Genomic DNA, 24,062 nt, shown 5'->3' on the forward strand with positions numbered 1-24,062 from the left:
TTTTCCTGCTGGCGATGGATACAAAAAACAACAATATTTTTCGGCGATAGCGTGCGCATGCAAAGTGCCAGGCCGCGATAGCCTCCACACTATCAAAATGACAAATATTTTTAATTTAGAGCAAATATACGTATCGAAATTACCACGATTTGTGCTGTAATAAGACCTCATCAGAAAAATCGTGATACGCCCCCGTACAGGCGCATTATCCGTCCGGGCGCGGGCCGGTGTCGGCCGCGCCGTGCGGTGAACCAGGGAGTCAAGATGAAGATACTTGAGCCACTAAGCATGGCCATGCTGGTGCTGTTGGCCAGCGCAGGCAATGCGACGGCGACGGGCGCCGACATCCAGGGCAAACCGCGTACCGCACGCGATCAGGTCGTGAGCGATGAGCGTTTCAGTTTCACTAACAGCAGCGATAATTTCGGCTGGCAAACACAAGACTTGCCGTATGCGCGCCTGCTGACGCGGGCCTCGATGCTCAATACAGCCCCGCGCTGGCGCAGCGCCGGTGCACGCCAGGACGCACTGCCCATAGCCGCCAAGTCCCCCGCCGTGCAGCAAACGAACGTGCCGCCGCCCGTGCCCGAAGCGAGCATGGTCTCGATGTTACTGGTGGGAATCGGTTTGCTGGCCTTTAGCATGCACGCTGAAAGACAGGAGAAATTTGATAGCTGACCCTGTTTTTCCGGCCCCTGCCATTGTCAAAAACAATTTCGCCTTGCGCGCAATTGCCTACGGGTGTCCCAGCACGACTGCGCGGTCGTGTCCGACGCGGTTTGCGCGGCGATGCTGACGACGCATGCACCTGTCATGGTAGGCATCATTGCTGCTTGGCAAATGCGGATATGGCCGCCGCATCGGGCCCGTTTAGCAGCGCATCTAATTTTTGCATGGTCGCCCAGTTGCGCGAGGTGACGCCATCGCCCAGCATGAGACCGAGCGCTGCCACCACCTTGCTGGCCAGCACGCCATCGGGACACCAGGCATACGCGGCCCATCGCCCCAGCGCCAGCGCTTCCGGCTGCCACGGCCGCTGCAACAGCGGCGCCAGGCGCTCGACATCGGCCGGATGGTTCAACACCAGGGTCAGCAGACGGGCCGCATCGGCCGCCGGCGCCAGCGTATTTTGTTCGATCAGCTCGGCAAACTGGCAAGCCGACAGCACCGTCACGCGGGCCGCCACGCCCAGTTTCAGCACCAGCGCTTCCTCGATCCGTGCAGCAGCCTCGGCCGGCGCCAGCGCCCCTGCGTCATACACGACGTTGCCGCTGTTGAGTACAGTGCGTACCTGCGCAAAACCCAGCTCACCGAGCAGTTTGCGCAGGTCGGCCATGGCCACGCGCTTGGCACGGCCCACGTTGATCCCACGCAAAAGCGCCACTTGCTGACTGTTTTCTAGCTCTGCCATGTCTGTGCTCCTTGCCTATGCCTGGCTGCTGGTGTTTTCCGGCAACGGCGTCGTCTTAGGCAGGCGCAGCAGGAATGTCGCGCCCTGCCCCAGCGTGCTGCTGACCGTGATGGTGCCGCCAAACTGCTTGGCAATCAAGTTGAATACGATATTCAAGCCCAGGCCCGTGCCGCCCTGTCCGCGCCGCGTGGTGACAAACGGGTCAAACACGCGGTCGAGCATGTCGGGCGCGATGCCACGTCCATTGTCGCGTACCTGCATGACGAGCCACTCGCCTTCGCAACGCACGCCGATATGGATGTTGCCGGCCGTATCGGCGTCGAAGGCGTGCTCGACACAGTTCAAGACCAGGTTGGTCAGTACCTGCGCCAGCGCGCCCGGATAGCTGTCGAGCACGATCTCAGGGGGGCAATCGATATCGATGCTGATGCGCGTCTTTTTCAGGGTCGGCTGCAGGCTCGAGATCACTTCCCCGATATAGTCGCGCAATTCGAACATGCGGCGCGCCTCGCTGACCTGGTCGACGGCAATCTGCTTGAAGCTGTGGATCAGGTGCGCGGCGCGATAGGCATTGTTCATGATCAGCCGCGCGCTTTCGCTGGCCGTTTCCAGGTAGCGCATGATATCGGTTTTCTTCACGCTGCCGCCGGCCACCGCTGCGCTGATATGGTCGGTAGCCTCCTTCAACACCGAAGCGCTAGTGAGCGCAATGCCAACGGGGGTATTGATTTCATGCGCCACGCCAGCGACCAGACTGCCCAGCGCGGCCAGGCGTTCCGACTGCAGCAACGATTCCTGCGCCAGGCGCAGCTCGTCCATGGCCTGCGCCGTTGCCTGCTGCGAGCGGCGCGCCATATCTTCCGCCTCGCGGCTACCCTCGATGATGGACTTGAGCTTGCGCTGCACGGCATTGAAGCCGCGGATCACGTCGCCCAGTTCGTCGCGCCGGTTTTCCGAGAGTTCCTCGACCTCATCACTGCCGCGCGTCGCCAGGTCGATCAAGCCATCACGCAACTGTTTCAGTGGCTCGAAAACGATGCGCAGGCTGAGCGCCAGGGCGCCTACCAGGATGATGTCAAGCAGCAACACTTCCAGCACCTTGCGCCGCACTTCGCCGCGCAGCGCCGCATCGATCTGCGCGCGGCTGAAATTGACGACAACCTTGCCGACAATCACCGGTTTGCCACCCGTGGTGGCCGCCACGGCATCGCGGAACACCAACGGCGCCTCGACAGGCGTGCCGCCCATGGCCACGTCGGAAGTCAACGGCACCAGAGCTCCGGCAGCGTCGCGCACTTCGCCCGCGAACAGCCCCACGGAGGCGTCGTAGACGCGGATGCCTAGCAGTTCCGGCGGCAACATTTCGGCCGAGACTATGCTGTCGACCTTGGATTTATCGAGGTCCCACAGGGCGGAAGGCAAGCTGGTCTGCAAGCGCGTGAGCACCCCGCTGCGCAGGCGCGCGCTCTCAGACTCAAGTTCCTGGCTCAGCGTATATTGGGTATAGCTGCCAGAAATACCCAGCACCAAGGTGACGATCACGACAAAAAGCAGGGTCAGCCGGACTTGGATACTCACCATCAATCAACACTCCTCGGGCCAGGCGGGCCGCCGGCCCGCGGAGCGGGCACAGATACGTCAGCAGACAACAGCCTGAATCAAATGTACGGTATGGCATGCTTATTGGCAAGATTTACAGCAAGCTAGTTTTGTTCAGAGGCATTGATGCAGCTTGAGACATTGCGGCATGGCGATGGTAAGATCTTGCAATCATCTAAGGAGTCGTCATGGCGGTCATGCATCAACACCTCCCCCTTGAACAAGTGCGTCCTGGCATGGTCTTGTCGGATGTCTTGCTCGACGCACATGGACAAGTGCTGTTGCCGCAAGGCGCGGTACTGACGGAAAACATGCTGTCCCTGATGCCGCGCCACGGCATCGACATGCTGCCGATCCAGGTGCCGCCGCCCTCGCCGGAAGAAGTTACCGCACAGCAAGCGGCCCACAGCACCCGGCTAGCCCATCTGTTCCGCAAGCATGACCCGGACGATCCCGAGGACAAGGCCACCACTTTGCTGCGCAGTTATGTCACGCAATACCGTCTGGGCAAGGAAGACGCGGCATGAGCAACTTACTCACGCTCGACGATATCGTCGCCCACCTCGATGACCTGCCTTCACTGCCCGCCGTCGTCATGGAGTTACTCAACAGCATAGAACAGGAAGACGTCGATATTTCCGTGCTGGCGAAAAAAGTATCATACGACCAGGCACTGACGGCGAAAACCTTGCGCCTTGCCAACTCCTCGCACTATGGCTTGCAAGTGAAGGCCACCACCATCCAGCAGGCAATCACCTACCTTGGCTTCCAGACCACGCGCAGCCTGATCACCTCGGCCGCCATCACGGGCTGCTTTCCGGAAGGACGCTGCCCCGGCTTCGACGACAAGGCCTTCTGGCGCCATTCGGTCGCCACTGCCGCCTGCGCCAAGGTGCTGGCGCGGCAGATGCGCTTCAACCAGGATTACGCGTTCACGGCCGGCTTGCTGCATAACATCGGCCGCCTGGTACTGGTCAGCAGCTTTCCCGCGCACTACGCGCAAGTCATCGCACACCAGGCAGCGCACGATTGCAGCCTGCTCGCAGCGGAGCAGGCCGTGCTGGGAGTGGACCACGTGCAGGCTGGCGTGGCACTGGCCGAGCACTGGAATTTTTCCGACACCATGCGCCTGGCGCTGGCCAACTACCTGCAGCCGGAAACGCCGGGGGCAGGCTTCCTGGCAGAGCTGATCCACGTGGCCAATGCCATCGTCTGTGCGCTCGACCTGGCGCAGGCAGGCGACGACCTGGTGCCGCGCGTCTCGCCGGTAGCCTGGGAGGCGTTGGGCCTAGGCGAAGACACGTATCTGCAAATTTTCCGCGAAACAGAACTGCGCTACGACGAAATCACCACCGCCTTGCTAAGCTGACTCGGCAGGCAAAGCCATCAACGCAAACGGCTCTCGCCGCCAGGCGAAAGCCGTTATAGGTACTGCGGTGTATCCATGTTACCGGTCCATGCTGCCCGGTCCACGCCAGCCTGTTGCCGCCTGCAGTGACACGAGCGGCACAGTCAGCGTGCCACCGCCACATCAGTGCGCGTAATTCGATTCTTGCGCATCGCTGCGATCTTCCGTTTTTGGACGGCCCTGGGCGTCGGACAAACGATACTTGGTGCGGCGGTCGCCCATCAAGTCGCGCAGGTCACGGATACTCATGCCCGTCACTTCGTGCATGCGTATCAGCAACGAGGCGCCGACCGGCAAGCGGTGGTGACGGATCTTGCTGATGACGGGTGGTGCCACTTCAAGCAGGCGCGACAGCGCTGCATCATTCTTCAGTTGCATCTTGTTGAGAAGAATGTCCAGCAAGTGATTCGGGTTGTAACTCTCTTGCGATGCTAATGCATGATGTGTCATGATTTTTCCTCGTCTGGTGAATGTAGAAAATAATGCCGATACGAACTTAAGGCTGGCTTAGAGTGTTTAAATAAACGTCCTTCCATGCGATTCAGCCGGCCCTCCGCCTTCCCTCCTTATGACAATGCCTGCAATGCCCGCAATGCCCGCACTACCTGCGCTGACCACACAGGACCCACACAGCCCAGTCCAGCCAAAGTACGCAGCTTGCCGCGTGAGCAAAAGCACGAGCAACCCACCGAGCACCTGCAACCCACCGAAGTAAATTGCATATAAAGCAATATACTAGTCCAAACGCGCCGCATCTGCGCCTCGCGCAAACTTCCTGATTGTTAAATATCAATCAAGTTGCTGGTTGACTTGTTAACGATGCCATTTCAACACATTAGGCTACCAGCGGTCGCGCGCAAGGATTTGCAGCGACTTGTTACAAATCAATGGTGTCGCTGGTCAATAAATGCTTAATGGCTACGCCGTACCGGACACCCTGTTCACGCCGCAATCTTGTCGGCGAGGTCAGTGCGGCATGGCCCGTCCCGACGATTTACGCTAAACTATGGCCTGAACTTGCAGCGAGCCTGCCACGGGCAGCCAGCGGCGCCCAGCCGGTCACGCTCCGCCTCCCGCCCCGAGCGGTGCACGGCGCAAGCCCCCTGCCCGGCTTAATTTCCGCCACACTTATTTGCCGCTACATTTACCGATAAGCACACGACTCCATGCAGAAAAAAGTATTCATTAAAACCTTCGGCTGCCAGATGAACGAGTACGACTCGGACAAGATGGCCGACGTGCTCGGTGCCTCTGACGGCCTGGTACGTACCGATACGCCTGAAGATGCCGATGTGATCCTGCTCAACACCTGCTCCGTGCGCGAAAAGGCGCAGGAAAAAGTGTTTTCCGATCTCGGCCGTCTGCGCGAACTGAAACTGGCCAAGCCGCACCTCTTGATCGGCGTAGGCGGCTGCGTGGCCTCGCAGGAAGGCGAGGCCATCGTCAAGCGCGCGCCCTATGTCGACATGGTCTTTGGCCCGCAAACGCTGCACCGCTTGCCACAGATGATCGAACTGCGCCGCGCCAGCGGCGCTTCGCAAGTCGACATCAGCTTCCCGGAAATCGAAAAATTCGACCACATGCCGCCGGCCAAGGTGGATGGCGCCTCGGCGTTCGTTTCCATCATGGAAGGCTGCAGCAAATACTGCAGCTACTGCGTCGTACCCTACACGCGCGGCGAGGAAGTATCGCGCCGCTTCGAGGACGTGCTGACGGAAGTGGCGGGCCTGGCCGCCCAGGGCGTCAAGGAAATTACCCTGCTGGGCCAGAACGTGAACGCCTACCGTGGCGTGATGGAAGGCGGAGACATTGCCGACTTCGCCCTGCTGCTCGAATATGTGGCTGACATCCCCGGCATCGCCCGCATGCGCTTCGTCACCAGCCACCCGAAGGAATTCACGCAACGCCTGATCGACGCCTATGCCAAGATCCCGCAGTTGGTCGACCATTTGTACCTGCCGGCCCAGCATGGTTCGGACAAGATCCTCGGCGCCATGAAGCGCGGCTACACGGGCCTCGAATACAAGTCCATCATCCGCCGCATCCGCGCCGTGCGCCCGAAGATGGCTATTTCCTCGGACTTCATCGTCGGCTTCCCCGGCGAGACGCAGGCCGACTTCGACGCCATGATGAAGCTGATCGCGGACGTCGGCTTCGACAATAGCTACAGCTTTATCTTCAGCAAGCGCCCCGGTACGCCGGCCGCCAGCCTGGAAGACGACACGCCGCATGAAGTCAAGCTGGCCCGTTTGCAGCAGTTGCAGGCAGCCATCGACGCCAACACGCGCAAGTACAGCCTGGCCATGGTGGGCAGCGTGCAAACCATCCTCGTCGAAGGCCGCTCGAAGAAGGACACGATAGATCGCGAGCTGCAAGGGCGCACGGAGAACAACCGCGTGGTCAACTTCGACGCCGGCCCGGACGCACTGCAGTTGGTCGGCCAACTGGTCGACGTGCGCATCACCGAAAGCCATTCCTACACCCTGCGCGGCGAACTCGTCGCCAGCGCACCCGCATTGAAAAGAGCCAGTTGAAAACCAAAGCCCCGATACAGCCGCAATACTTCATCCCCGAGCCGCTCGACAACACGCGCCTGGCCAATTTATGCGGACCACTCGATGAAAACCTGCGCCAGATTTCCGCTGCACTCGACGTGACGATCTTCCGCCGCGGCGAGAAATTCATCGTCGGCGGCAGCAATGCCGAACGCGCCGTGGAAATCCTCGAGCAGTTCTACGCCATCGCCAACAAGGTCGTGCCGCTGGAAGAAGTGCAGCTGGCGCTGGTGGAACAGCGCGCCGGCCTGTCCGCTGCCTCGGAACACCACGCCAACGCGCCCATCAGCACCTTCGTGGAACCGGACATCGCCAGCCCCGTGCTGAAAACGCGACGCAGCGACCTGCGCGGGCGCACGCCCCACCAGATCGCCTACCTGCGCGACATTCTTGAACACGACATCAGCTTCGGCGTGGGTCCGGCCGGCACGGGCAAAACCTATTTGGCCGTCGCCTGCGCCGTCGACGCGCTCGAACGCGACGCCGTCAAGCGCATCATCCTGACGCGTCCCGCCGTCGAAGCAGGCGAGCGCCTGGGCTTCCTGCCGGGCGACCTGGCGCAAAAGGTCGACCCTTACCTGCGCCCGCTGTACGACGCGCTGTACGATTTGCTGGGCTTTGACCGTACGCAAAAACTGTTTGAAAAACAGGTGATCGAGGTCGCCCCGCTGGCCTATATGCGCGGGCGCACCCTGAACCACGCCTTCGTCATCCTCGATGAGGCGCAAAACACCACTGTCGAGCAGATGAAGATGTTCCTGACGCGCATCGGCTTTGGCAGCAAGGCCGTGGTAACGGGCGACGTGACGCAAGTCGACCTGCACAAGAGCCAGACGAGTGGCCTGATCGACGCCGTGCAGGTGCTGAAAGACGTGCGTGGCATAGGCTTTACGCAATTTAACAGTACCGACGTAGTGCGCCATCCACTCGTCGCCCGCATCGTCGACGCCTATGAAATGGCGCAGGCGGGCGGCGCCAACGCCGCCCAGTTACTTCCCCTGATCACACCCGCTAGTGCCAAAAATGTCCGAAAAAAATAAACTCTCACTGTCCGTACAATACCCGGATACGCGCCTGGAAACGCTGATCACGCGGCCCAAGATACGCCGCTGGGTCAAGGCAGCACTGTTCGCTCCGGCCGAATTGACCATCCGCTTCGTCGACGCCGAAGAAGGCCGTAGCCTGAACCGCGACTACCGCGAAAAGGACTACGCCACCAACGTGCTGACCTTCGCCTATAACGAAGGCGAAGAGTTGCATGACGACGAGCCGACGCGCGCCGACATCATCCTGTGCACGGACGTTCTGGAAAAGGAAGCGGCGGAACAAAAGAAAAGCGTGGAAGAGCACACGGCCCATTTGATCGTGCACGGCGTGCTGCATGCGCAGGGCTACGACCACATGGATGACGAGGAAGCAGCCGAGATGGAGGCACTGGAAACAGAAATCCTCGCGAAACTCGGCATTACCGACCCATACAAGGAGTAAGCACATGGGCACATGGGCGCTAGATGCCTTCGGCAACGACTACGCCATGGATTGGGCGCAAGACTTGCACGAATACAAAACCTTGGAACTACTCGATACCACGCTCGATAACGTCATCGACAGCCAGGAAGCCGAACTGGAAGCGCCGTTCGCCGCCGAGGCGCTGGCCGCACTGGAAGTGATGGCGCGCCTCCTGGGCAAGCCGGGCGAGGACGACCCGGCCACAGCCGAAGTGGACGAATGGGTAGCCGCCTGCAAGAAGAAAGTCACGCCGCCGCTGCTGGAAAAGGCGCGCATGGCGTTCGACAAGATCGTGGCCGAGTCGTCGGAACTGCGTCAGCTGTGGCAGGAAAGCGAACATTTCGCCGACTGGCAGGCGGACGTGGCGCACTTGCGCGGCCGTGTGCTGGGCCAGGAAACGGCGTAAAAGATCGCGCAACGGCGCACTTCAACGTATTAAATTTGCATCAAAAGCGGGGAAATCCGGTAAAGCTCTGCTTTTGGTGTATCCTATATCCCTTCGCAACAACGGCTCACGCCTCCTATGCCCGAGCACCCTAGTGGCGTCAAAACTGACGTCAAGCCCCACCGGTCACTGTTTGAACGCCTGACCGCACTCATTTCCCCCGAGCCAGAGAACCGTGCAGAATTGCTCGATGTTCTACACGATGCGCATGAACGCAAGCTGATCGACGCCGACGCCCTGTCGATGATCGAGGGCGTGTTCCAGGTGTCGGATCTCTGTGCGCGCGACATCATGATTCCCCGCTCGCAAATGGATGTCATCGACATCAGCAAGCCGATCGAGGAATGGATGCCGGAAGTCCTGTCGACCGCCCACTCGCGCTTCCCCGCGATCGAAGGCGAGCGCGACAAGGTCATCGGCATCCTGCTGGCGAAAGACTTGCTGCGTTACTACGCAGAAGAGACTTTCGACGTGCGCGACATGCTGCGCCCCGCCATCTTCATCCCCGAATCGAAACGCCTGAATGTGCTGCTGCGCGATTTCCGCGCCAATCACAACCACATGGCCATCGTCGTTGATGAATACAGCGGCGTCGCCGGCCTGATCACCATCGAAGACGTGCTGGAACAGATCGTCGGCGATATCGAGGACGAATACGACTTCGATGAAGCCGAGGACAACATCCTCTCGCTCAAGGAAGGTCAGTTCGGCCCGCGCTGGCGCGTCAAGGCGCTCACCGAGATCGAACAATTCAACGAAGAAGTGGGCAGCCACCTGATGGACGACGATGTCGACACCATAGGCGGCCTGGTCTCGAAGTACCTGGGTCGCATGGCGCACAAGGGCGATATTTTTGACCTCGGCAATTTGCGCTTCGAGGTGCTGCGCGCCGATGCGCGCCAGGTGCACGTGCTGCTCATCGAGCGCCTGCCCAACGTACCGGAACTGGAACTCTGACATGCGCGTGCTGTAAATGCGTTTCAGACGCTCAGATCCCAACGCTCCCGCCAAACCGCCGCGCAGCACATGGGCGCGCATGCTCACTGCCGCCATCGCCGGCGCCGTCGCGGTGCTGGCGTTCGCCCCTTTCGGCTACTGGCCGCTGCAAATCCTCAGCCTGGGCGTGCTGTTCTACCAGGTGCTGCGCGCCGCGAACGTCAAGAGCGGCGCGCTGATCGGCTGGGCCTACGGCTTTGGCTGGTGCGCGGCCGGCACCCACTGGCTATACATCTCCATGCACCGCTATGGCGACATGGCTGCGCCGCTGGCGGCCATCGCCGTGGCCCTGCTGGCGCTCTTGATGGCCATCTACGTGGCGCTGGCGATGGGTGCGGCCTCCTGGCTGCGCCAGCGCTGGGTCCTTTCGCTGCCGACAATGACGCTGTTGATCTTGCCTTCGCTGTGGACTCTGTTCGAATGGACGCGCGGCTGGCTATTTACCGGCTTTCCGTGGCTCGCTACCGGCTACGCCCATAACGCCAGCCCGCTGGCCGGCTTTGCCCCCATCCTCGGTGCGTATGGCCTGGGCTGGCTGGCGGCGCTGTCCGCGGGCGCCCTGCTCTTGCTAGTCCACCCGCTGCGCCGCACGCGCTGGAGCGCGCTGGCCGGCCTGATCGCGCTGTACGCGGCCGGCCTTGGCCTGCAGTACTTCAACTGGACACATCCAATCGGGCGTCCGATCACGCTACGCCTGTTGCAGGGCAATGTGCCGCAGCAGCAGAAATTCGATCCCGGCTTCGTCCTCGGCGCCCTGCAGATGTACCAGAGTGCCATCACCAGCGCGCCGGCAGACCTGATCGCCACGCCGGAAACAGCCGTTACCGTGCTGCCGCACCAGCTGCCACCGGGCTACCTCGATAGCCTGAGCGCTTACGCGCAGCAGACGGGCAGCACGATTTTGCTCGGCATGCCGGTGCTCGACGAACAGCAGCGCTTCTACAATACGGCACTGGGCATCACGCCCAACAGCGCGACAGGCCCTTACTACCAGTACCGCAAGCACCATTTGGTCCCGTTCGGCGAGTTCGTGCCGCCCGGCCTGCACTGGTTTGTCGCCATGATGGCCATCCCGCTGGGCGACATGGGCCGCGGCGCCGAGGTGCAGGCGCCGCTCCAGGTGCGCGACCAGTTGGTGCTGCCGAATATCTGCTACGAAGACCTGTTTGGCGAAGAAATCGCGGGACAGCTGGCCAGCGCCCACCGCAATGGCAAGCAGTCGGCGTCGGTGCTGCTCAATATGTCGAACCTGGCCTGGTTTGGCGACTCGATCGCCATCCCGCAGCATCTGCAGATTTCGCAGATGCGCAGCCTGGAAACGGGGCGCCCCATGCTGCGCTCGACGAACACGGGTGCCACCGCCGTGATCGACGGCAAGGGCATCGTGCAAAGCCTGTTGCCGCCGGAGCAGCAAGCCACCCTGGTGGCCAAGGTGCAAGGCATGGGCGGCATGACGCCATACATTTTGTATGGCAATAAACTGCTGCTGGCGCTGACCGCGCTGGCACTGCTGACGGCCTTCCTGCGCTCGCGCGCTGCCCGTCGTGGCCGCGCCGCGCAGCAATCAGCGGCCGATATTGCCCGAAGAGTCACAGTGGGCCCGTAAAAACCGCTAAAATTAGCAAAACTCCGGCCCGGACGCGCTTGTTAGCAGCGTGCGGGCTTCAAGCAACCCATAACAAAGCGCAGCCTCGCGCGCGGCGAACTCATACGATGCTCACATTTCAACAAATTATCCTGACCTTGCAAACCTATTGGGACAAGCAAGGTTGCGCCCTGCTCCAGCCTTACGACATGGAAGTCGGCGCCGGCACCTTCCACACCGGCACCTTCCTGCGCGCGATCGGACCGGAACCATGGCGCGCCGCCTATGTGCAGCCATCGCGCCGCCCGAAAGATGGCCGCTATGGCGAAAACCCGAACCGCATGCAGCACTACTACCAGTACCAGGTGGTATTGAAGCCGGCGCCGGAAAACATCCTCGACCTGTATCTGGGTTCGCTGGCCGCCTTGGGCCTGGACTTGCAGCAAAATGACGTGCGCTTCGTCGAAGACGACTGGGAAAGCCCGACGCTGGGCGCCTGGGGCCTGGGCTGGGAAGTCTGGCTGAACGGCATGGAAGTGACCCAATTTACCTACTTCCAGCAGGTCGGCGGCCTCGATTGCAAGCCCGTGCTGGGCGAGATCACCTACGGCATCGAACGCCTGGCCATGTATTTGCAAGGCGTGGAAAACGTGTATGACCTGGTGTGGACCGAGTGGGAAGAAAAGGGCGCAGCCGGCGAAACGGTGACCAAGAAGCTGACCTACGGCGATGTCTTCCACCAGAACGAAGTCGAGCAATCGACTTACAACTTCGAGCACGCAAATACCGACTTGCTGTTCGAACAGTTCAGCAACTACGAAGCGGAAGCGAAGCGCTTGATCGAACTGCAACTGACACTGCCGGCCTACGAGAAAATCATGAAGGCCTCGCACAGCTTCAATATGCTCGACGCGCGTGGTGCCATCTCGGTGACGGAACGGGCCGCCTATATCGGCCGCGTGCGCACCCTGTCGCGCCTGGTGGCGCAAGCGTATTACGACTCGCGCGAGCGCCTCGGTTTCCCGATGCTGCCCGCCGCAGACCAACCCGCCGCCGCTTGATTGCCCAGCCTATACACCGCCGTACCAGACAAGAACACCATGAACCAAACACTGCTCATCGAACTGCTGACCGAAGAACTGCCGCCGAAAGCGCTGGCCAAACTGGGCGCCGCCTTCACCGCCGGCATCGTCAATGGCCTCAAAGCGCGCGACTTCCTGGAAGCCGACAGCGTCGCTACCAGCTATGCCTCGCCACGCCGCCTGGCCGTCTCCATCACCAACGTGCGCGAAGTGTCGCCCGATAAATCCATCCGCGAAAAAATCCTGCCCGTCTCCGTGGCGCTGGACGCGAATGGCAACGGCACGCCGCCGCTGGCCAAGAAACTGGCTGCACTGGGCTTCCCCGAACTGACGCTGGCCGAACTGGAACGCGCCGCCGACGGCAAGGCAGAAAGCTTCTTCTACACCTATACGGCAGCGGGCAGCGAACTGGCCACCGGTGCGCAAGCAGCATTGAGCGAGTCCGCTGCCAAGCTGCCGATTCCAAAACTGATGAGCTATCAGCGCCCGGACGGCACGAGCGTGCAATTCGTGCGCCCAGCCCACAGCCTGATCGCCCTGCACGGCATCAACGTGCTGCCTTTGACCCTGCTGGGATTGACGGCTGGCCGCAGCACCTTGGGCCACCGCTTCCTCACCGACGGCAAGGCTATCACCATCGCGCACGCGGAAAACTATGCAGCTGCCCTGATCCTCAACGCCAGCGTCATCGCCAGCAACGAGGAACGCAAAGAGCGCATTCGCGCCCAGTTGCTGGACAAGGCAGGCGCCGACCAGGTGCTGATGCCCGAAGCGCTGCTCGACGAAGTGACCGCGCTGGTCGAATGGCCAGTCGTGTATGAATGCCATTTCGAGGAAGAATTCCTGGCCGTGCCGCAGGAATGCCTGATCCTCACCATGCAGACGAACCAGAAGTATTTCGCGCTGACCGATAGCGAAGGCAAGCTGCGCTCGCGCTTTTTGATCGTCTCGAACATCGAGACGGACACGCCAGAACACATCATCGGCGGTAACGAGCGCGTCGTGCGCCCGCGCCTGTCGGACGCCAAGTTCTTCTTCGAGCAAGACAAGAAAAAAACCCTGGCATCGCGTTTGCCGCTGCTAGCCAACGTGGTCTACCACAACAAGCTGGGCACGCAAGCGGCACGCACAGAGCGCGTCAAGTCGCTGGCCGGCGCCATCGCCGCCAAGCTGGGCTACGACGTGGCACTGGCCGAACGCGGCGCCCTGCTGGCCAAGGCCGATCTGCTGACCGACATGGTGGGCGAGTTCCCGGAACTGCAAGGCATCATGGGTACGTATTACGCGCGCCATGACGGCGAGCCGGAAGACGTGGCACTGGCCGCTTCCGAACACTACCAGCCGCGCTTTGCCGGCGACAACCTGCCGTCGAGCGCCACCGGCACCGCCGTGGCCCTGGCCGACAAGCTCGAAACCCTGGTTGGCATCTGGGCTATCGGCCTGGCGCCCACAGGCGACAAGGACCCGTTCGCGCTGCGCCGCCACGCCCTGGGCGTGCTGCGCATGCTGCTGGAAAAACGTTTGCCGCTGTCGATCCAGGGCTTGCTGGCTGACGCTGCCGCGCAATTTTCCACCATCGCTGGCTTCAAGGACCCGGTGGCGGACGTCACTATCTTCATGCTCGACCGCCTGCGCGGCATCCTGCGTGAACGCGGTTTCTCGCCAAATGAAATCGAAGCCGTCGTGGCGCAAAATCCAGACCGCCTGGACGACATCGTGCAGCGCCTGGAAGCGGTGCAGGCATTTGCCGCCCTGCCCGAAAGCGCCTCGCTGGCCGCCGCCAACAAGCGCATCACCAACATCCTGAAAAAGAATGAGGAAGCCGTCAACCAGGTCGCCGCCGGTGGCGTGAACGTGGCCCTGCTGCAGGACGAAGCGGAGAAAAAACTCGCCGCAGCCGTCTCGCGCGTGCAGCCGGAAGTCGACGCGGCCTTTGCCAAGGGCGACTTCACCAGCACCCTGCAAACGCTGGCGCAGCTGCGCGACGACGTCGATGGCTTCTTCAACGACGTGATGGTAATGGCCGAGGATGTCGCCCTGCGCAACAACCGCCTGGCCTTGCTGTCGTCGCTGCACGGCATGATGAACCGCGTGGCCGATATTTCCAAGCTGGCGGCATAATGGGCACTGCGGCGCTGAAACTGATTATTCTCGACCGTGACGGCGTCATTAATCATGATTCGCCGGACTTCATCAAGTCGCCAGCCGAATGGCAGCCGATTCCCGCTTCGCTCGAAGCGATAGCCCGCCTGAACCAGGCCGGCTATCGCGTTATCGTCGCCTCGAACCAGTCGGGCATCGCGCGCGAGTACTTCGACATGACGGTGCTGAACGCGATCCATCAGAAGATGCATACCATGGCGCAGCAAGTGGGCGCCGATATCGACTCCATCTTCTTTTGCCCGCACGCGGGCGCGGACAATTGCGACTGCCGCAAGCCGAAACCGGGCATGTTCCATGAAATCTCGAAGCGCTACAACACCAGCCTGAAAGGCGTGCCCACGGTTGGCGATTCGCTGCGCGACCTGCAAGCCGGTTTCATCAGCGGCTGCGTGCCCTACCTGGTCTTGACGGGCAAGGGCGAAAAAACCAATGAAACGGGTGGCCTGCCACCTGGCACCCAGGTCTTCCCCGACCTGGCCGCTGTGGTCAGCCACCTGCTCAAGGCAGCAGCGGCGCCAGCGCCCTCCATGGCATTCAGTATCTAATTTTCGGAGAACCGCATTGCGTAATATTTCCCTGTTCCTGCGATCCCTGCTATTCATGAGCATCATGATCGTAGCCACCATCGTCTGGGCCTGCGTGTGCTTTTTTGCAGCACCATTGAGCTACAACAAGCGCTATTGGGTCACCTCGCGCTGGAACGTGTTTATCCTCTGGTGCGCCAAGGTCATCTGCGGCATCCGCTATGAAATCAAAGGCGCCGAGAACTTCCCGGATGCACCGGCCATCGTGCTGTCAAAGCACCAGTCGGCCTGGGAAACCATCTTCTTGCTGCCCAGCCTGCCCCGTCCGCTGGTGTATGTATTCAAGAAGGAAATCCTGTACATCCCCTTCTTCGGCTGGGCCATGGCGCTGCTGCGCATGATTCCCATCGACCGCAAGCAGGGCAAACATGCCTTCAAGAGCGTGGTCGCGCATGGCAAACGTCGCCTGGCCGATGGCCAATGGATTATCATGTTCCCCGAAGGCACCCGCATTCCGGTAGGCCAGGCCGGCAAGTACAAGAGCGGCGGCACGCGTCTGGCAATCGCCACGGGCTCCGTGGTGGTGCCGATTGCACATAATTCAGGCGAATGCTGGCCCAAGCAGTCATTTCTCAAACGTCCGGGATTGATCACCGTGTCGATAGGCAAACCGATTTCGCCGGAAGGGCAAACCCCGGACAGCATGATGCAACAGGTGGAAAATTGGATAGAATCAGAAATGCGCGTCATTTCGCCTCACGCCTACAACGCTGGCTAGACGGCATCAGCGCGGTCATCCAGGAGCCGACCCTGCGCCAGCAGATGAAGACCATCAAGGTCGGCGACCAGCAACTGGATTTGTTCGCGCACGACGTCTCGACCAGCACGCCCCCGGTGGTGCGCCCCACGGCACCGCCAGCGCCGCCCGTGGCGCCACCGCTTCAGCATCGAACGTGGCCGGCAGTGCCCGTGTCACCTGTCGCGCTTCCTTCCTCACCTCATCTGCCTTCCCCGCCACGCACTGTCGATGGCCCTGTGCTGCGCCAGTTGCAACTGGGCAGCCACCTGATCGAATTCGCCCTGCGCCGCTCCACGCGCCGTTCCATCGGCTTCATGATCGACGATAACGGCTTGCGCGTCACCGCGCCCAAGCGCGTCACCCTGTCCGAGATCGACAATGCCATCCGCGCCAAGCAAAGCTGGATCGTCTCGAAGCTGCTGGAAAGGGGCGAGCGCAAGGTGCAGCGCCAGCAACGCCCACCCGTAGCATGGATCGATGGCGCCGTACTGCCCTACCTCGGTGGCGAGATCACATTGCGCTTGCACCAGGCACCGCGCCACCGCGCCAGCTTCCAGCGCGAGACCAATGAGCTGCACGTCTGGGTCACGCCCACGGGCAGCGAACAACAGTTGAAGGAAAAAGTGAAGGGCTGGTTCCAGCATGAAGCGCGCCAGTTGTTCGAAGCGCGGCTGGACCTGTATGCGGACAAGCTCGGTGTGCGCTACGATTCATTATCGCTATCCTCGGCCGGTACGCGCTGGGGCAGCTGCACCATCGAGCGCAAGATCCGCCTGAACTGGCGCCTGATCCACTTCGCCCTGCCGCTGATCGACTACGTGGTGGCGCATGAACTGTCGCACCTGCTAGAAATGAACCACAGCCCGCGCTTCTGGGCCACCGTGGAATCGATTTATCCCGATTACGACGGCGCCAAGCAGGCGCTGAGAAAGCGCTCGCAGGAATTGCCGGTGTTGTTCGCGTAGACAATATTGTTGGCGGCTGTCGGATTACGCGCTAGCGCGCTAATCCGACCTACAACTGCCATGACGGAGGTAGGTCGGATTAGCGCTACGCGCGTAATCCGACAACATTGTTGGCCGCACTGCCGTCACCGCAGCAACGGTTGAATAGCCGCGATGGTCCGCGGCGTAGCGCCACGGTGCTGGCTGGCAAACGCCAGCGCCTTTTGTCCCATCGATGCCAGCTGCGCGGGGTTTTGCAGCAGGACTGACGCTTGCGCCATCAGCGCGTCCGCATCGACCACTCGCGCGGCGGCGCCGGCGGCAATCGCCTGTTCGGTGACCAGCGCAAAGTTGAAGGTGTGCGGGCCGATCAGCACGGGCTTGCCCAGGGCCGCCGGCTCGATCAGGTTTTGCCCGCCCAGTGGCAGCAAGCTGCCGCCGACAAAGGCGCAATCGCAGGCCGCGTAGTACGCAAACATCTCGCCCATCGAGTCGCCCAGCAGCACCTGCGTGTCCGCCGCCACAAAATCGTCCTGCGCCAGGCCGGACCTGCGCTGCACGGCCAAGCCGTGCGTCAGCACCAGCTTTTCCACCTCGTCGAAGCGCTGCGGATGGCGCGGCACGATCAGCAACAGCACGTTGGCGGGCAGGCTAGCGCGGGCAAAGGCATCGAGAATCAATGGCTCTTCGCCTTCGCGCGTGCTGGCGCACAGCAGCACGGGACGCGCACCGATGGCGGCGCGCAGCGCCGCCCCCGTCGCCAGCGCCGCCGCGGGCACGACGACATCGAACTTGATGCTGCCCGTCACGACCACGTTCTGCACGCCCAGCACGCGCACGCGCTCGGCATCATCGTGCGTCTGCGCCGCCACCAAGGTGATGCCGCGCGCCGCATCGGTGATGAGCTTACCCAGGCGCTGCGCCTTGCCCAGCGAGCGCTGCGACAATCGCGCATTGGCCAGCACCACCGGCACCTTGTAGCGATTACATTGGTGGATCAGGTTAGGCCACACTTCCGTCTCCATCAGGATGCAGATGCGCGGCGCGAAATGGCGGATGAAACTGGCCGGCATGGCACCGGTGTCGTACGGCAGATAGCTTTGCACCAGGCGCACGCCGTGTTTTGCAAACAGGGACTTTCCCGTGGCACGCCCGGTGGGCGTCATGTGCGTGAGGACGATACGGCAATCAGGCCATGCGGCCAGCAAGGCATCGATCAACGGTTCGGCCGCGCGCGTCTCGCCGACGGAGACGGCGTGCAGCCAGAGCGTCGGCATCCGGCATTTGGGCAGGCGGCCATATAAACCAAGGCGCTCGCCCCAGTGCTGGCGGTAGCCGGGTTCCCGGCGTCCGCGCAGCCACAGCCGCGCCAGCACCAGGGGCAATGCCAGCCACCAGGCGAGGGTATAAAAATGTCGCATGATTGTTCAATATTAAAGTCAGGCAGGTGGATGCTCGGCCAGCAGGTGCTGCACTGCGGCCAGCACTTGCGGCACGCCCGGTGGCGCCCCCGTGTCGCCCAGGTTGATGATGTTCGGCGACCAGTTACCTTCTGTTTTCCAGCGCGGTGAATCGGCGTAGATTTCCACCGTCGGACGCACAAAGGCGGCGGCGATATGCGTGAGCCCCGTATCGACGCCGATCACCAGCGCCGCCTGGCGCGCCAGCAGGGTTGCCTCGCCCATCGACAGCTTGGGCAGCACGCGCGCATTCGGCAGGCCGGCCGCCAGCACTTCTGCTTCCGCTTTTTCCTTGGGCGAACCCCAGGGCAGCAAAATTGGCATCGGCGCCAGCGCCTGGCCGAGGGCGATCCAGTTTTCCGGCGCCCATTTCTTGGCGTCGCGCGCAGTGCCGTGAAAATATACGGCATACGGCGCAGCGCCCATCCAATCCGGACGTGGCTCTCTGCCCGACACTTTCGGCAAGCCAAAATCGGCAGGCGTGTCGGCCGAGTAGCCGAGTGCGGCGGCGGCCACCAGGCGGCCGCGCGTTACCGCATGCGTACGCGGGTCCAGCGCAATGCTTTTCGTATGGAACAGGCGCGAAATGCCTTCGTAACCTGAACCTTCGCTGCCGTTCGCCAGGCCGACCTTGTGCCCGCCAGGCGCCAGGCGTGCAGCGCCCATGATGATGCCCGTCTTGAGCAAGCCCTGGGTATCGAACACATAATCGTAGCGCGTCTGGCGCAGGCTACGGAAAAAAGCGGCGATTTCCGCGCGCGTCTCCTTCTTGCCCAGGCTCTTGCGCCAGCGCCGCAGCGCGAACGGAAAAATGGTATTCACGCGCGGGTTCAGGCGCACCAGACTGGTGTAGCCTTCCTCGACCACCCAGTCGATACTTGCATCCGGATACTGACGCGCGATGTCTGCCACCATCGGCAAGTTATGCAGCACGTCGCCCAGCGAAGATACCCGCACCAGCAGAATTTTCAAGGGCGCCTGTGCGCCAGATTGACCGGCCATGCTGTCAGAACGGCAAAATAGCGTCAGGCTTGGCGGCCAGGATCACGCTCTTGAACTGTCCCTGGATGCGCGCCAAGGCTTCCGGCGTTTCCGCTTCGAAGCGCATCACGATCACCGGCGTGGTGTTCGATGAACGGGCCAGGCCAAAGCCGTCCGCATACTCCACGCGCAAGCCGTCGATGGTGATAATCTGTTCATTGCCAGGGAAGACTGCGTCGCGGCGCAGCATGTCCATCAGCGCGACGTTCTCGCCTTCCTGCAATTCCAGGTGCAGTTCCGGCGTGCTGTCGGACTGCGGCAGGGAATTGAGCAGGGCCGAAGGATGCGCTTCGCGCGTGAGAATTTCCAGCAGGCGCGCAGCCGAATACAGGCCGTCGTCGAAACCGTACCAGCGGTCCTTGAAGAAGATATGGCCGCTCATTTCGCCGCCCAGTGGCGCCCCCGTCTCGCGCAGCTTGGCCTTCACCAGCGAATGCCCCGTCTTGTACATCAGCGGCACGCCGCCATGCTTGCTGATCCATGGTGCCAGGTGGCGCGTGCATTTGACGTCATACAATATCTGCGCGCCCGGATGGCGGGTCAGCACGTCGGCGGCAAACAGCATCATCTGGCGGTCAGGGTAAATGATCTGGCCATCCTTGGTGACCACGCCCAGGCGATCGCCATCGCCATCGAAGGCGATGCCAATTTCCGCATCTGTCTCGGCCAGGCAGCGGATCAGGTCTTGCAGATTTTCCGGATGCGCGGGATCCGGATGGTGGTTCGGGAAATTGCCATCGACGTCGCAAAACAATTCGATGACCTCGCAGCCCATGCCACGGAACAAGTCGCCCGCAAATGCGCCGGCCACGCCATTGCCGCAATCGACAGCGATCTTGATCGGGCGCGCCAGCTTGACGTCACCCAGGATGCGCTCGAGGTAGGCGGCGCCGATATCGTGCGTGGCATAGCTGCCCGGCGTTTCACTGGCGCTACCGTCGTGGGCGACAATGCTGTGATACAGCGCCTGGATCGCTACACCGTGGATCGCTTCGCCGGCCAGCACCATCTTGAAACCGTTGTAATCGGGTGGATTGTGGCTACCCGTGACCATGATGCCGGAGCGCGTGTCGAGCACGTTCGTGCCGAAGTAGACCATCGGCGTGGCGACCACGCCCAAGTCGATCACGTCGATGCCCGCAGCCTGCAAACCCTGCGCCAGCGCCGCCGTCAGTTCAGGCCCCGACAGGCGACCATCACGACCGATCACGACCCGCTGCTCGCCCTTGGCCAGGGCGGCCTGGCCAAATGCCTGACCAATCTTGTAGGCCACGCTGGCATCAAGAGTTTTAGCGATGATGCCGCGAATATCGTAGGCCTTGAAGATCGTTTCAGACAATGGAAGCATGGTGTGGACGCTATGAGTAAAGGTATCGATGGGAGGCATGGCAAGGGAAGCGCATCACTAGCAGCTTGCCACTGTGCCAAGAGTATACCGAATTATACGCGCAGCAGATCGATGGACTTGTCCGATTCCACCCACTTTTTGACCCACCGCGGCTGGCGGCCACGGCCTGTCCATTGTTCAGTCGCATTGTCAGCATTGCGGTAACGTACCGCGACTTTGCCCATGCGCGGTTGCAAACCGTCGAGCATCAGCTGTTTCAGCGCAATGCCCGCTTGCTGCGCGATAGCCATAATCTGTACGCGCGCCTTGTTCAAATCTTCACGCTCGCGGCTGATCAATTCCTGCTTCACATTATCTTCCAGCTTGCGCAATGCCAGCATCGTCATGGTCGACAGATCCATCGCGTATATCCTTGACGTTCAGTTCAACAAAAAGCGGTGAAACGTTTAGGCTAAAGTAAATACCAATACGAAAAACTCGCACCCGGCCTTTCCCCTGCGACCGATCGTTCGCGCAAGCGGGACTCTGCCGGGAATGCATAGCACGCCATAGTGCAAGCATGCTTATAATGCAGGCGCGTCGCTCACTTCAACTCGGCACCTATGAAAACTTACTTTATCGGCGATCTGCAAGGCTGCCATGCACAAACCGTCGAACTGATCGAACGGATCGAGGCAGCGGCGGATGGTCCATACCGACTCCTGTTCGCGGGCGACTTGATCAATCGCGGCCCGGACTCGCTGGCTACCTTGCGCCACGTGCACGCACTGGCGCAGCAGGGTCTGGCCGACAGCGTCCTGGGCAACCATGACTTGCACTTGCTGGCCGTGGCCAACGGCATCCGGCCCGAGCATGCCTCCGATACGCTATCCGAGATCCTCGACGCGCCCGACCGCGAGCAATTGCTCGCCTGGCTGCGCCAACGTCCACTCGCCTTGCAGCAGCAGGGCCATGTGCTTGTGCATGCGGGCTTGCTGCCGCAATGGAGCGCGGCCCAAGCCCTGTGCCTGAGTGAAGAAGTATCGGCCATGCTGCGCAGCGACGACTGGGTGGCCTTCCTGCGCACCATGTACGGCAATGAACCGGCTGCCTGGCGCGACGACCTGCAGGGCGCTGACCGGCTGCGCTGCATCGTCAACGCCATGACGCGGCTACGCTTTTGCACGCCAGACGGCGTGATGGACTTCAAGATGAAAGAGAGTGGCAGCGCGCCAGAGGGCTCTGGCCTGCTGCCCTGGTTCGACGTGCCGGGCCGGCAAAGCGCCGGCGACACCGTCGTCTTCGGCCACTGGTCGGCGCTGGGACTGCAATTGCGGGCGCACCTGATCGGCCTCGATAGCGGCTGCGTCTGGGGTGGGAAACTGTCCGCCGTGTGCCTGGAAGACCGCTCGCTGCTGCAAGTCGACTGCCCCGCCTTCCGGCAGCACAGTGGCAAGCAGTAAGCTGTATTGCGCGCATATGCTTAATCGGAATCGGTCGTTGGCCTTGCCGCGCGTGGCCCGTATGATGCAACTTTTATGATGCAGCTTTTGCCCGTGCCATCCCATGCATCCTGATACCGACAGACTGGCGCGCTGGCTGCTCGGCAGCCTCGATCTCGACACCGCCGTGCTGCATGTGGGCCAGTACTGCGGCCGCTGGCGCGCTTCCACGGCGGGCCGGGAACTGGGCAGCTTTCACCTGGTGCTCGATGGCCACTGCTATTTGCATCTCGATGGCGCTGCGCCGATTGCGCTCGGCCCTCGTGATGGCGTCTTCCTGCTACGCGACTTGCCGCACTTCCTCAGCCCTCACAGCGATCCGTTGCAGGCGCTGAACGCGCTGAACGCGCACGCTATGCTGCCGCTGCAGGCCGTCACCGACCAGCCGGCGACGGCGCTGGCCTGCGGCTTCTTCCAATTTCGCGGCGCTCTTTCCGCGCTGATCGTCGACTCCTTTCCACCGTATCTGCTGATACGCGGCGACGCGCCCGCCTTCGCCGCTGCCGCCGCGCTGTTCGACCTGATCCTGGCAGAGGCTGGCGGCGACCCGGAACAACCGTCGCCGCTCATCGCAAGCCTGGTCGAACTGCTATTTTTTTATCTGATACGCCATGTGGCACAAGGTGAGCAGATGGCGGCCGGCCTGCTGTCGCTGCTACACCAGCCTGCGTTTTCGCCGCTGCTCGAACGCATGCTCGACGCCCCTGCCGATGACTGGTCGATCGAGAACATGGCCAAGGCCGCCTGCATGTCGCGCGCCAGCTTCTGCAAACATTTCGCCAGCGCCAGCGGCCACTCGCCGGCCCAGTTCCTGCTCCTGCTGCGCATGAAGATCGCCGCGCGGCGCCTGCACGATGGCATCTCCGTCGAACGCACGGCCGAACTGGTCGGCTATCGCTCGCACGCCGCCTTTACGCGTGCCTTCAAACGGGTCACGGGCGAACAACCGGGCGCCTATCGCCGCGACCAGCGCCAGCGCCAACTGGCCAGCTGAGGTTCAGCTAAGGTTCAGCTAAGGTTCAGCTGAAATTCATCCTGACATCAACGGTGAGGCAATCAAAGACGAACGAGCACAAAAGGACGACGCTGACGTCTGTTGCGTGCACGGCATGGCCGATATAATGGCGAGGTGAATTATCAACTTAGCAATGTCCCCCATGTCCCGTCTGACGCTGCACACTCTCGATACCGCCCCGGCCGATAGCCGCCCCTTCGTGGAGAAGGCCATCGCCAACAACGGCTACCTGCCCAACCTGATTGGCGTACTGGCCAATGCGCCAGTGGCACTGGAAACCTATCTGACTGTCGCGGGCATCAATGCGCGCACCAGCCTTAACCTGATGGAACGCGAAGTGGTGCAAATCACCGCCGCGCGCATCCATGGCTGCGATTTTTGCATCGCCGGCCATAGCGCCATTTCGCTGAAAAAGGCCGGCCAGACGCCCGACATCGTGCGCGCGCTGCAGCATGGCCAGCCGACCGGCGACGCCAAGCTCGACGCCGTTGCCGCCTTCGCCAGCGCCGTCATCGCCACGCGCGGCGCCGTCGCCGACAGCGAGTATCAAGCCTTCCTGGCAGCCGGCTATAACGAACAGCAGGCGCTGGAAGTCGTGCTGGGCATCAGCCTGGCCACGCTGTGCAATTTTTCCAACAGCCTGGCCGGCACGCCGGTCAATCCGCAATTGACGCCCTACCTGCCTGGCGCCGTCTGA

Annotated in this window: 24 protein-coding genes; 17 read left to right on the forward strand and 7 right to left on the reverse strand. The window is 61.7% G+C overall.

Features of this window, described 5'->3' with window-relative positions; all coding sequences use genetic code 11:
* The first annotated feature begins 264 nt into the window (after positions 1–264).
* Positions 265–678: a PEP-CTERM sorting domain-containing protein gene (locus H4V96_RS18135; protein WP_196855025.1), complete on the forward strand. Its 414-nt coding sequence runs from the start codon at positions 265–267 to the stop codon at positions 676–678.
* A 145-nt stretch (positions 679–823) separates the two neighbouring features.
* Here H4V96_RS18135 and H4V96_RS18140 read toward each other — a convergent pair whose 3' ends face one another.
* The gene (locus H4V96_RS18140; RefSeq protein WP_196855024.1) at positions 824–1,411 is read right to left on the reverse strand and encodes a DUF1697 domain-containing protein; all 588 of its coding nucleotides are present in this window, start codon (positions 1,409–1,411) and stop codon (positions 824–826) included.
* A gap of 15 nt (positions 1,412–1,426) precedes the next feature.
* Positions 1,427–2,992 carry a HAMP domain-containing sensor histidine kinase gene (locus H4V96_RS18145; RefSeq protein WP_196855023.1) on the reverse strand — a complete coding sequence of 522 codons (1,566 nt, stop codon included), beginning with the start codon at positions 2,990–2,992 and terminating at the stop codon, positions 1,427–1,429.
* Positions 2,993–3,198: 206 nt separating this feature from the next.
* Here H4V96_RS18145 and H4V96_RS18150 point away from each other — a divergent pair, with 206 nt between their 5' ends.
* Together H4V96_RS18150 and H4V96_RS18155 are read left to right on the forward strand one after the other, a co-directional pair.
* Positions 3,199–3,537, forward strand: a complete 339-nt coding sequence (locus H4V96_RS18150; protein ID WP_280721099.1) for a hypothetical protein — start codon at positions 3,199–3,201, stop codon at positions 3,535–3,537.
* A complete protein-coding gene (locus H4V96_RS18155) occupies positions 3,534–4,379 on the forward strand; it encodes an HDOD domain-containing protein (RefSeq protein WP_010401252.1) in 846 nt (281 codons plus the stop codon). Before H4V96_RS18150 ends, H4V96_RS18155 begins: the two co-directional genes overlap by 4 nt.
* 162 nt (positions 4,380–4,541) lie before the next feature.
* Here H4V96_RS18155 and H4V96_RS18160 read toward each other — a convergent pair whose 3' ends face one another.
* A complete protein-coding gene (locus tag H4V96_RS18160) occupies positions 4,542–4,868 on the reverse strand; it encodes a hypothetical protein (protein ID WP_010401254.1) in 327 nt (108 codons plus the stop codon).
* Positions 4,869–5,584: 716 nt separating this feature from the next.
* On the opposite strand from H4V96_RS18160, the gene miaB reads away from it, so the two are divergent.
* From miaB to H4V96_RS18215, 11 genes are all read left to right on the forward strand, one after another.
* Complete coding sequence (gene miaB / locus H4V96_RS18165; RefSeq protein WP_010401256.1) at positions 5,585–6,952, forward strand: tRNA (N6-isopentenyl adenosine(37)-C2)-methylthiotransferase MiaB; 1,368 nt, start codon at positions 5,585–5,587, stop codon at positions 6,950–6,952.
* Positions 6,949–8,013 (forward strand): PhoH family protein, encoded by a 1,065-nt coding sequence (locus H4V96_RS18170; RefSeq protein WP_196855022.1) that lies wholly within the window; start codon positions 6,949–6,951, stop codon positions 8,011–8,013. The genes miaB and H4V96_RS18170 overlap by 4 nt, the downstream gene beginning before the upstream one ends.
* Positions 7,997–8,461 (forward strand): rRNA maturation RNase YbeY, encoded by a 465-nt coding sequence (gene ybeY / locus H4V96_RS18175; protein ID WP_196855021.1) that lies wholly within the window; start codon positions 7,997–7,999, stop codon positions 8,459–8,461. Before H4V96_RS18170 ends, ybeY begins: the two co-directional genes overlap by 17 nt.
* Positions 8,462–8,465: 4 nt before the next feature.
* Complete coding sequence (locus H4V96_RS18180) at positions 8,466–8,888, forward strand: DUF4259 domain-containing protein (protein ID WP_196855020.1); 423 nt, start codon at positions 8,466–8,468, stop codon at positions 8,886–8,888.
* 117 nt (positions 8,889–9,005) lie between these two features.
* The gene (locus tag H4V96_RS18185) at positions 9,006–9,884 is read left to right on the forward strand and encodes a transporter associated domain-containing protein (protein ID WP_196855019.1); all 879 of its coding nucleotides are present in this window, start codon (positions 9,006–9,008) and stop codon (positions 9,882–9,884) included.
* Positions 9,885–9,963: 79 nt separating this feature from the next.
* On the forward strand, positions 9,964–11,529 hold the full coding sequence (gene lnt / locus H4V96_RS18190; protein WP_196855018.1) for an apolipoprotein N-acyltransferase: 1,566 nt from the start codon (positions 9,964–9,966) through the stop codon (positions 11,527–11,529).
* Between the two features lie 107 nt (positions 11,530–11,636).
* Positions 11,637–12,569 (forward strand): glycine--tRNA ligase subunit alpha, encoded by a 933-nt coding sequence (gene glyQ / locus H4V96_RS18195; protein ID WP_010401266.1) that lies wholly within the window; start codon positions 11,637–11,639, stop codon positions 12,567–12,569.
* Between the two features lie 39 nt (positions 12,570–12,608).
* Positions 12,609–14,711: a glycine--tRNA ligase subunit beta gene (gene glyS, locus H4V96_RS18200; RefSeq protein WP_196855017.1), complete on the forward strand. Its 2,103-nt coding sequence runs from the start codon at positions 12,609–12,611 to the stop codon at positions 14,709–14,711.
* Positions 14,712–14,725: 14 nt separating this feature from the next.
* On the forward strand, positions 14,726–15,298 hold the full coding sequence (gene gmhB / locus H4V96_RS18205) for a D-glycero-beta-D-manno-heptose 1,7-bisphosphate 7-phosphatase (RefSeq protein WP_128089241.1): 573 nt from the start codon (positions 14,726–14,728) through the stop codon (positions 15,296–15,298).
* A 16-nt stretch (positions 15,299–15,314) separates the two neighbouring features.
* Positions 15,315–16,055 carry a lysophospholipid acyltransferase family protein gene (locus H4V96_RS18210; protein WP_010401272.1) on the forward strand — a complete coding sequence of 247 codons (741 nt, stop codon included), beginning with the start codon at positions 15,315–15,317 and terminating at the stop codon, positions 16,053–16,055.
* 44 nt (positions 16,056–16,099) lie between these two features.
* On the forward strand, positions 16,100–17,041 hold the full coding sequence (locus H4V96_RS18215; protein WP_070346241.1) for a SprT family zinc-dependent metalloprotease: 942 nt from the start codon (positions 16,100–16,102) through the stop codon (positions 17,039–17,041).
* Between the two features lie 125 nt (positions 17,042–17,166).
* Here the strand turns inward: H4V96_RS18215 and waaA are convergent, their stop codons facing one another.
* The 4 genes from waaA to H4V96_RS18235 form a co-directional block, all read right to left on the reverse strand.
* Positions 17,167–18,441, reverse strand: a complete 1,275-nt coding sequence (waaA, locus tag H4V96_RS18220; protein ID WP_196855016.1) for a lipid IV(A) 3-deoxy-D-manno-octulosonic acid transferase — start codon at positions 18,439–18,441, stop codon at positions 17,167–17,169.
* A gap of 18 nt (positions 18,442–18,459) precedes the next feature.
* The gene (gene waaC / locus H4V96_RS18225) at positions 18,460–19,482 is read right to left on the reverse strand and encodes a lipopolysaccharide heptosyltransferase I (RefSeq protein ID WP_010401275.1); all 1,023 of its coding nucleotides are present in this window, start codon (positions 19,480–19,482) and stop codon (positions 18,460–18,462) included.
* Positions 19,483–19,486: 4 nt separating this feature from the next.
* A complete protein-coding gene (locus H4V96_RS18230) occupies positions 19,487–20,869 on the reverse strand; it encodes a phosphomannomutase/phosphoglucomutase (RefSeq protein WP_196855015.1) in 1,383 nt (460 codons plus the stop codon).
* Positions 20,870–20,961: 92 nt separating this feature from the next.
* Complete coding sequence (locus tag H4V96_RS18235; RefSeq protein WP_010401278.1) at positions 20,962–21,270, reverse strand: H-NS histone family protein; 309 nt, start codon at positions 21,268–21,270, stop codon at positions 20,962–20,964.
* A 201-nt stretch (positions 21,271–21,471) separates the two neighbouring features.
* Here H4V96_RS18235 and H4V96_RS18240 point away from each other — a divergent pair, with 201 nt between their 5' ends.
* The 3 genes from H4V96_RS18240 to H4V96_RS18250 all read left to right on the forward strand — a co-directional run bounded on the left by H4V96_RS18240 (position 21,472) and on the right by H4V96_RS18250 (position 24,062).
* Positions 21,472–22,311 (forward strand): symmetrical bis(5'-nucleosyl)-tetraphosphatase, encoded by an 840-nt coding sequence (locus H4V96_RS18240; protein WP_196855014.1) that lies wholly within the window; start codon positions 21,472–21,474, stop codon positions 22,309–22,311.
* A gap of 103 nt (positions 22,312–22,414) precedes the next feature.
* On the forward strand, positions 22,415–23,344 hold the full coding sequence (locus H4V96_RS18245) for an AraC family transcriptional regulator (RefSeq protein ID WP_196855013.1): 930 nt from the start codon (positions 22,415–22,417) through the stop codon (positions 23,342–23,344).
* Between the two features lie 163 nt (positions 23,345–23,507).
* Complete coding sequence (locus tag H4V96_RS18250; RefSeq protein ID WP_070346235.1) at positions 23,508–24,062, forward strand: carboxymuconolactone decarboxylase family protein; 555 nt, start codon at positions 23,508–23,510, stop codon at positions 24,060–24,062.

Source organism: Janthinobacterium sp. CG_23.4, assembly GCF_029892305.1.
In the GTDB taxonomy this organism is placed as follows: domain Bacteria; phylum Pseudomonadota; class Gammaproteobacteria; order Burkholderiales; family Burkholderiaceae_D; genus Janthinobacterium; species Janthinobacterium lividum_D.

What these genes read in the sequence shown, in the direction of transcription:
- H4V96_RS18135 (WP_196855025.1), top strand. Translation starts at nt 265, where the DNA reads ATGAAGATACTTGAGCCACTAAGCATGGCCATGCTGGTGCTGTTGGCC.
- glyS (WP_196855017.1), top strand. Translation starts at nt 12,609, where the DNA reads ATGAACCAAACACTGCTCATCGAACTGCTGACCGAAGAACTGCCGCCG.
- H4V96_RS18140 (WP_196855024.1), bottom strand. Translation starts at nt 1,411, where the DNA reads ATGGCAGAGCTAGAAAACAGTCAGCAAGTGGCGCTTTTGCGTGGGATC.
- H4V96_RS18155 (WP_010401252.1), top strand. Translation starts at nt 3,534, where the DNA reads ATGAGCAACTTACTCACGCTCGACGATATCGTCGCCCACCTCGATGAC.
- H4V96_RS18230 (WP_196855015.1), bottom strand. Translation starts at nt 20,869, where the DNA reads ATGCTTCCATTGTCTGAAACGATCTTCAAGGCCTACGATATTCGCGGC.
- H4V96_RS18250 (WP_070346235.1), top strand. Translation starts at nt 23,508, where the DNA reads ATGTCCCGTCTGACGCTGCACACTCTCGATACCGCCCCGGCCGATAGC.
- waaA (WP_196855016.1), bottom strand. Translation starts at nt 18,441, where the DNA reads ATGCGACATTTTTATACCCTCGCCTGGTGGCTGGCATTGCCCCTGGTG.
- ybeY (WP_196855021.1), top strand. Translation starts at nt 7,997, where the DNA reads ATGTCCGAAAAAAATAAACTCTCACTGTCCGTACAATACCCGGATACG.
- H4V96_RS18215 (WP_070346241.1), top strand. Translation starts at nt 16,100, where the DNA reads ATGAAGACCATCAAGGTCGGCGACCAGCAACTGGATTTGTTCGCGCAC.
- glyQ (WP_010401266.1), top strand. Translation starts at nt 11,637, where the DNA reads ATGCTCACATTTCAACAAATTATCCTGACCTTGCAAACCTATTGGGAC.
- lnt (WP_196855018.1), top strand. Translation starts at nt 9,964, where the DNA reads ATGCTCACTGCCGCCATCGCCGGCGCCGTCGCGGTGCTGGCGTTCGCC.
- miaB (WP_010401256.1), top strand. Translation starts at nt 5,585, where the DNA reads ATGCAGAAAAAAGTATTCATTAAAACCTTCGGCTGCCAGATGAACGAG.
- waaC (WP_010401275.1), bottom strand. Translation starts at nt 19,482, where the DNA reads ATGGCCGGTCAATCTGGCGCACAGGCGCCCTTGAAAATTCTGCTGGTG.
- H4V96_RS18185 (WP_196855019.1), top strand. Translation starts at nt 9,006, where the DNA reads ATGCCCGAGCACCCTAGTGGCGTCAAAACTGACGTCAAGCCCCACCGG.
- H4V96_RS18180 (WP_196855020.1), top strand. Translation starts at nt 8,466, where the DNA reads ATGGGCACATGGGCGCTAGATGCCTTCGGCAACGACTACGCCATGGAT.
- H4V96_RS18240 (WP_196855014.1), top strand. Translation starts at nt 21,472, where the DNA reads ATGAAAACTTACTTTATCGGCGATCTGCAAGGCTGCCATGCACAAACC.
- H4V96_RS18150 (WP_280721099.1), top strand. Translation starts at nt 3,199, where the DNA reads ATGGCGGTCATGCATCAACACCTCCCCCTTGAACAAGTGCGTCCTGGC.
- H4V96_RS18160 (WP_010401254.1), bottom strand. Translation starts at nt 4,868, where the DNA reads ATGACACATCATGCATTAGCATCGCAAGAGAGTTACAACCCGAATCAC.
- H4V96_RS18145 (WP_196855023.1), bottom strand. Translation starts at nt 2,992, where the DNA reads ATGGTGAGTATCCAAGTCCGGCTGACCCTGCTTTTTGTCGTGATCGTC.
- H4V96_RS18245 (WP_196855013.1), top strand. Translation starts at nt 22,415, where the DNA reads ATGCATCCTGATACCGACAGACTGGCGCGCTGGCTGCTCGGCAGCCTC.
- H4V96_RS18235 (WP_010401278.1), bottom strand. Translation starts at nt 21,270, where the DNA reads ATGGATCTGTCGACCATGACGATGCTGGCATTGCGCAAGCTGGAAGAT.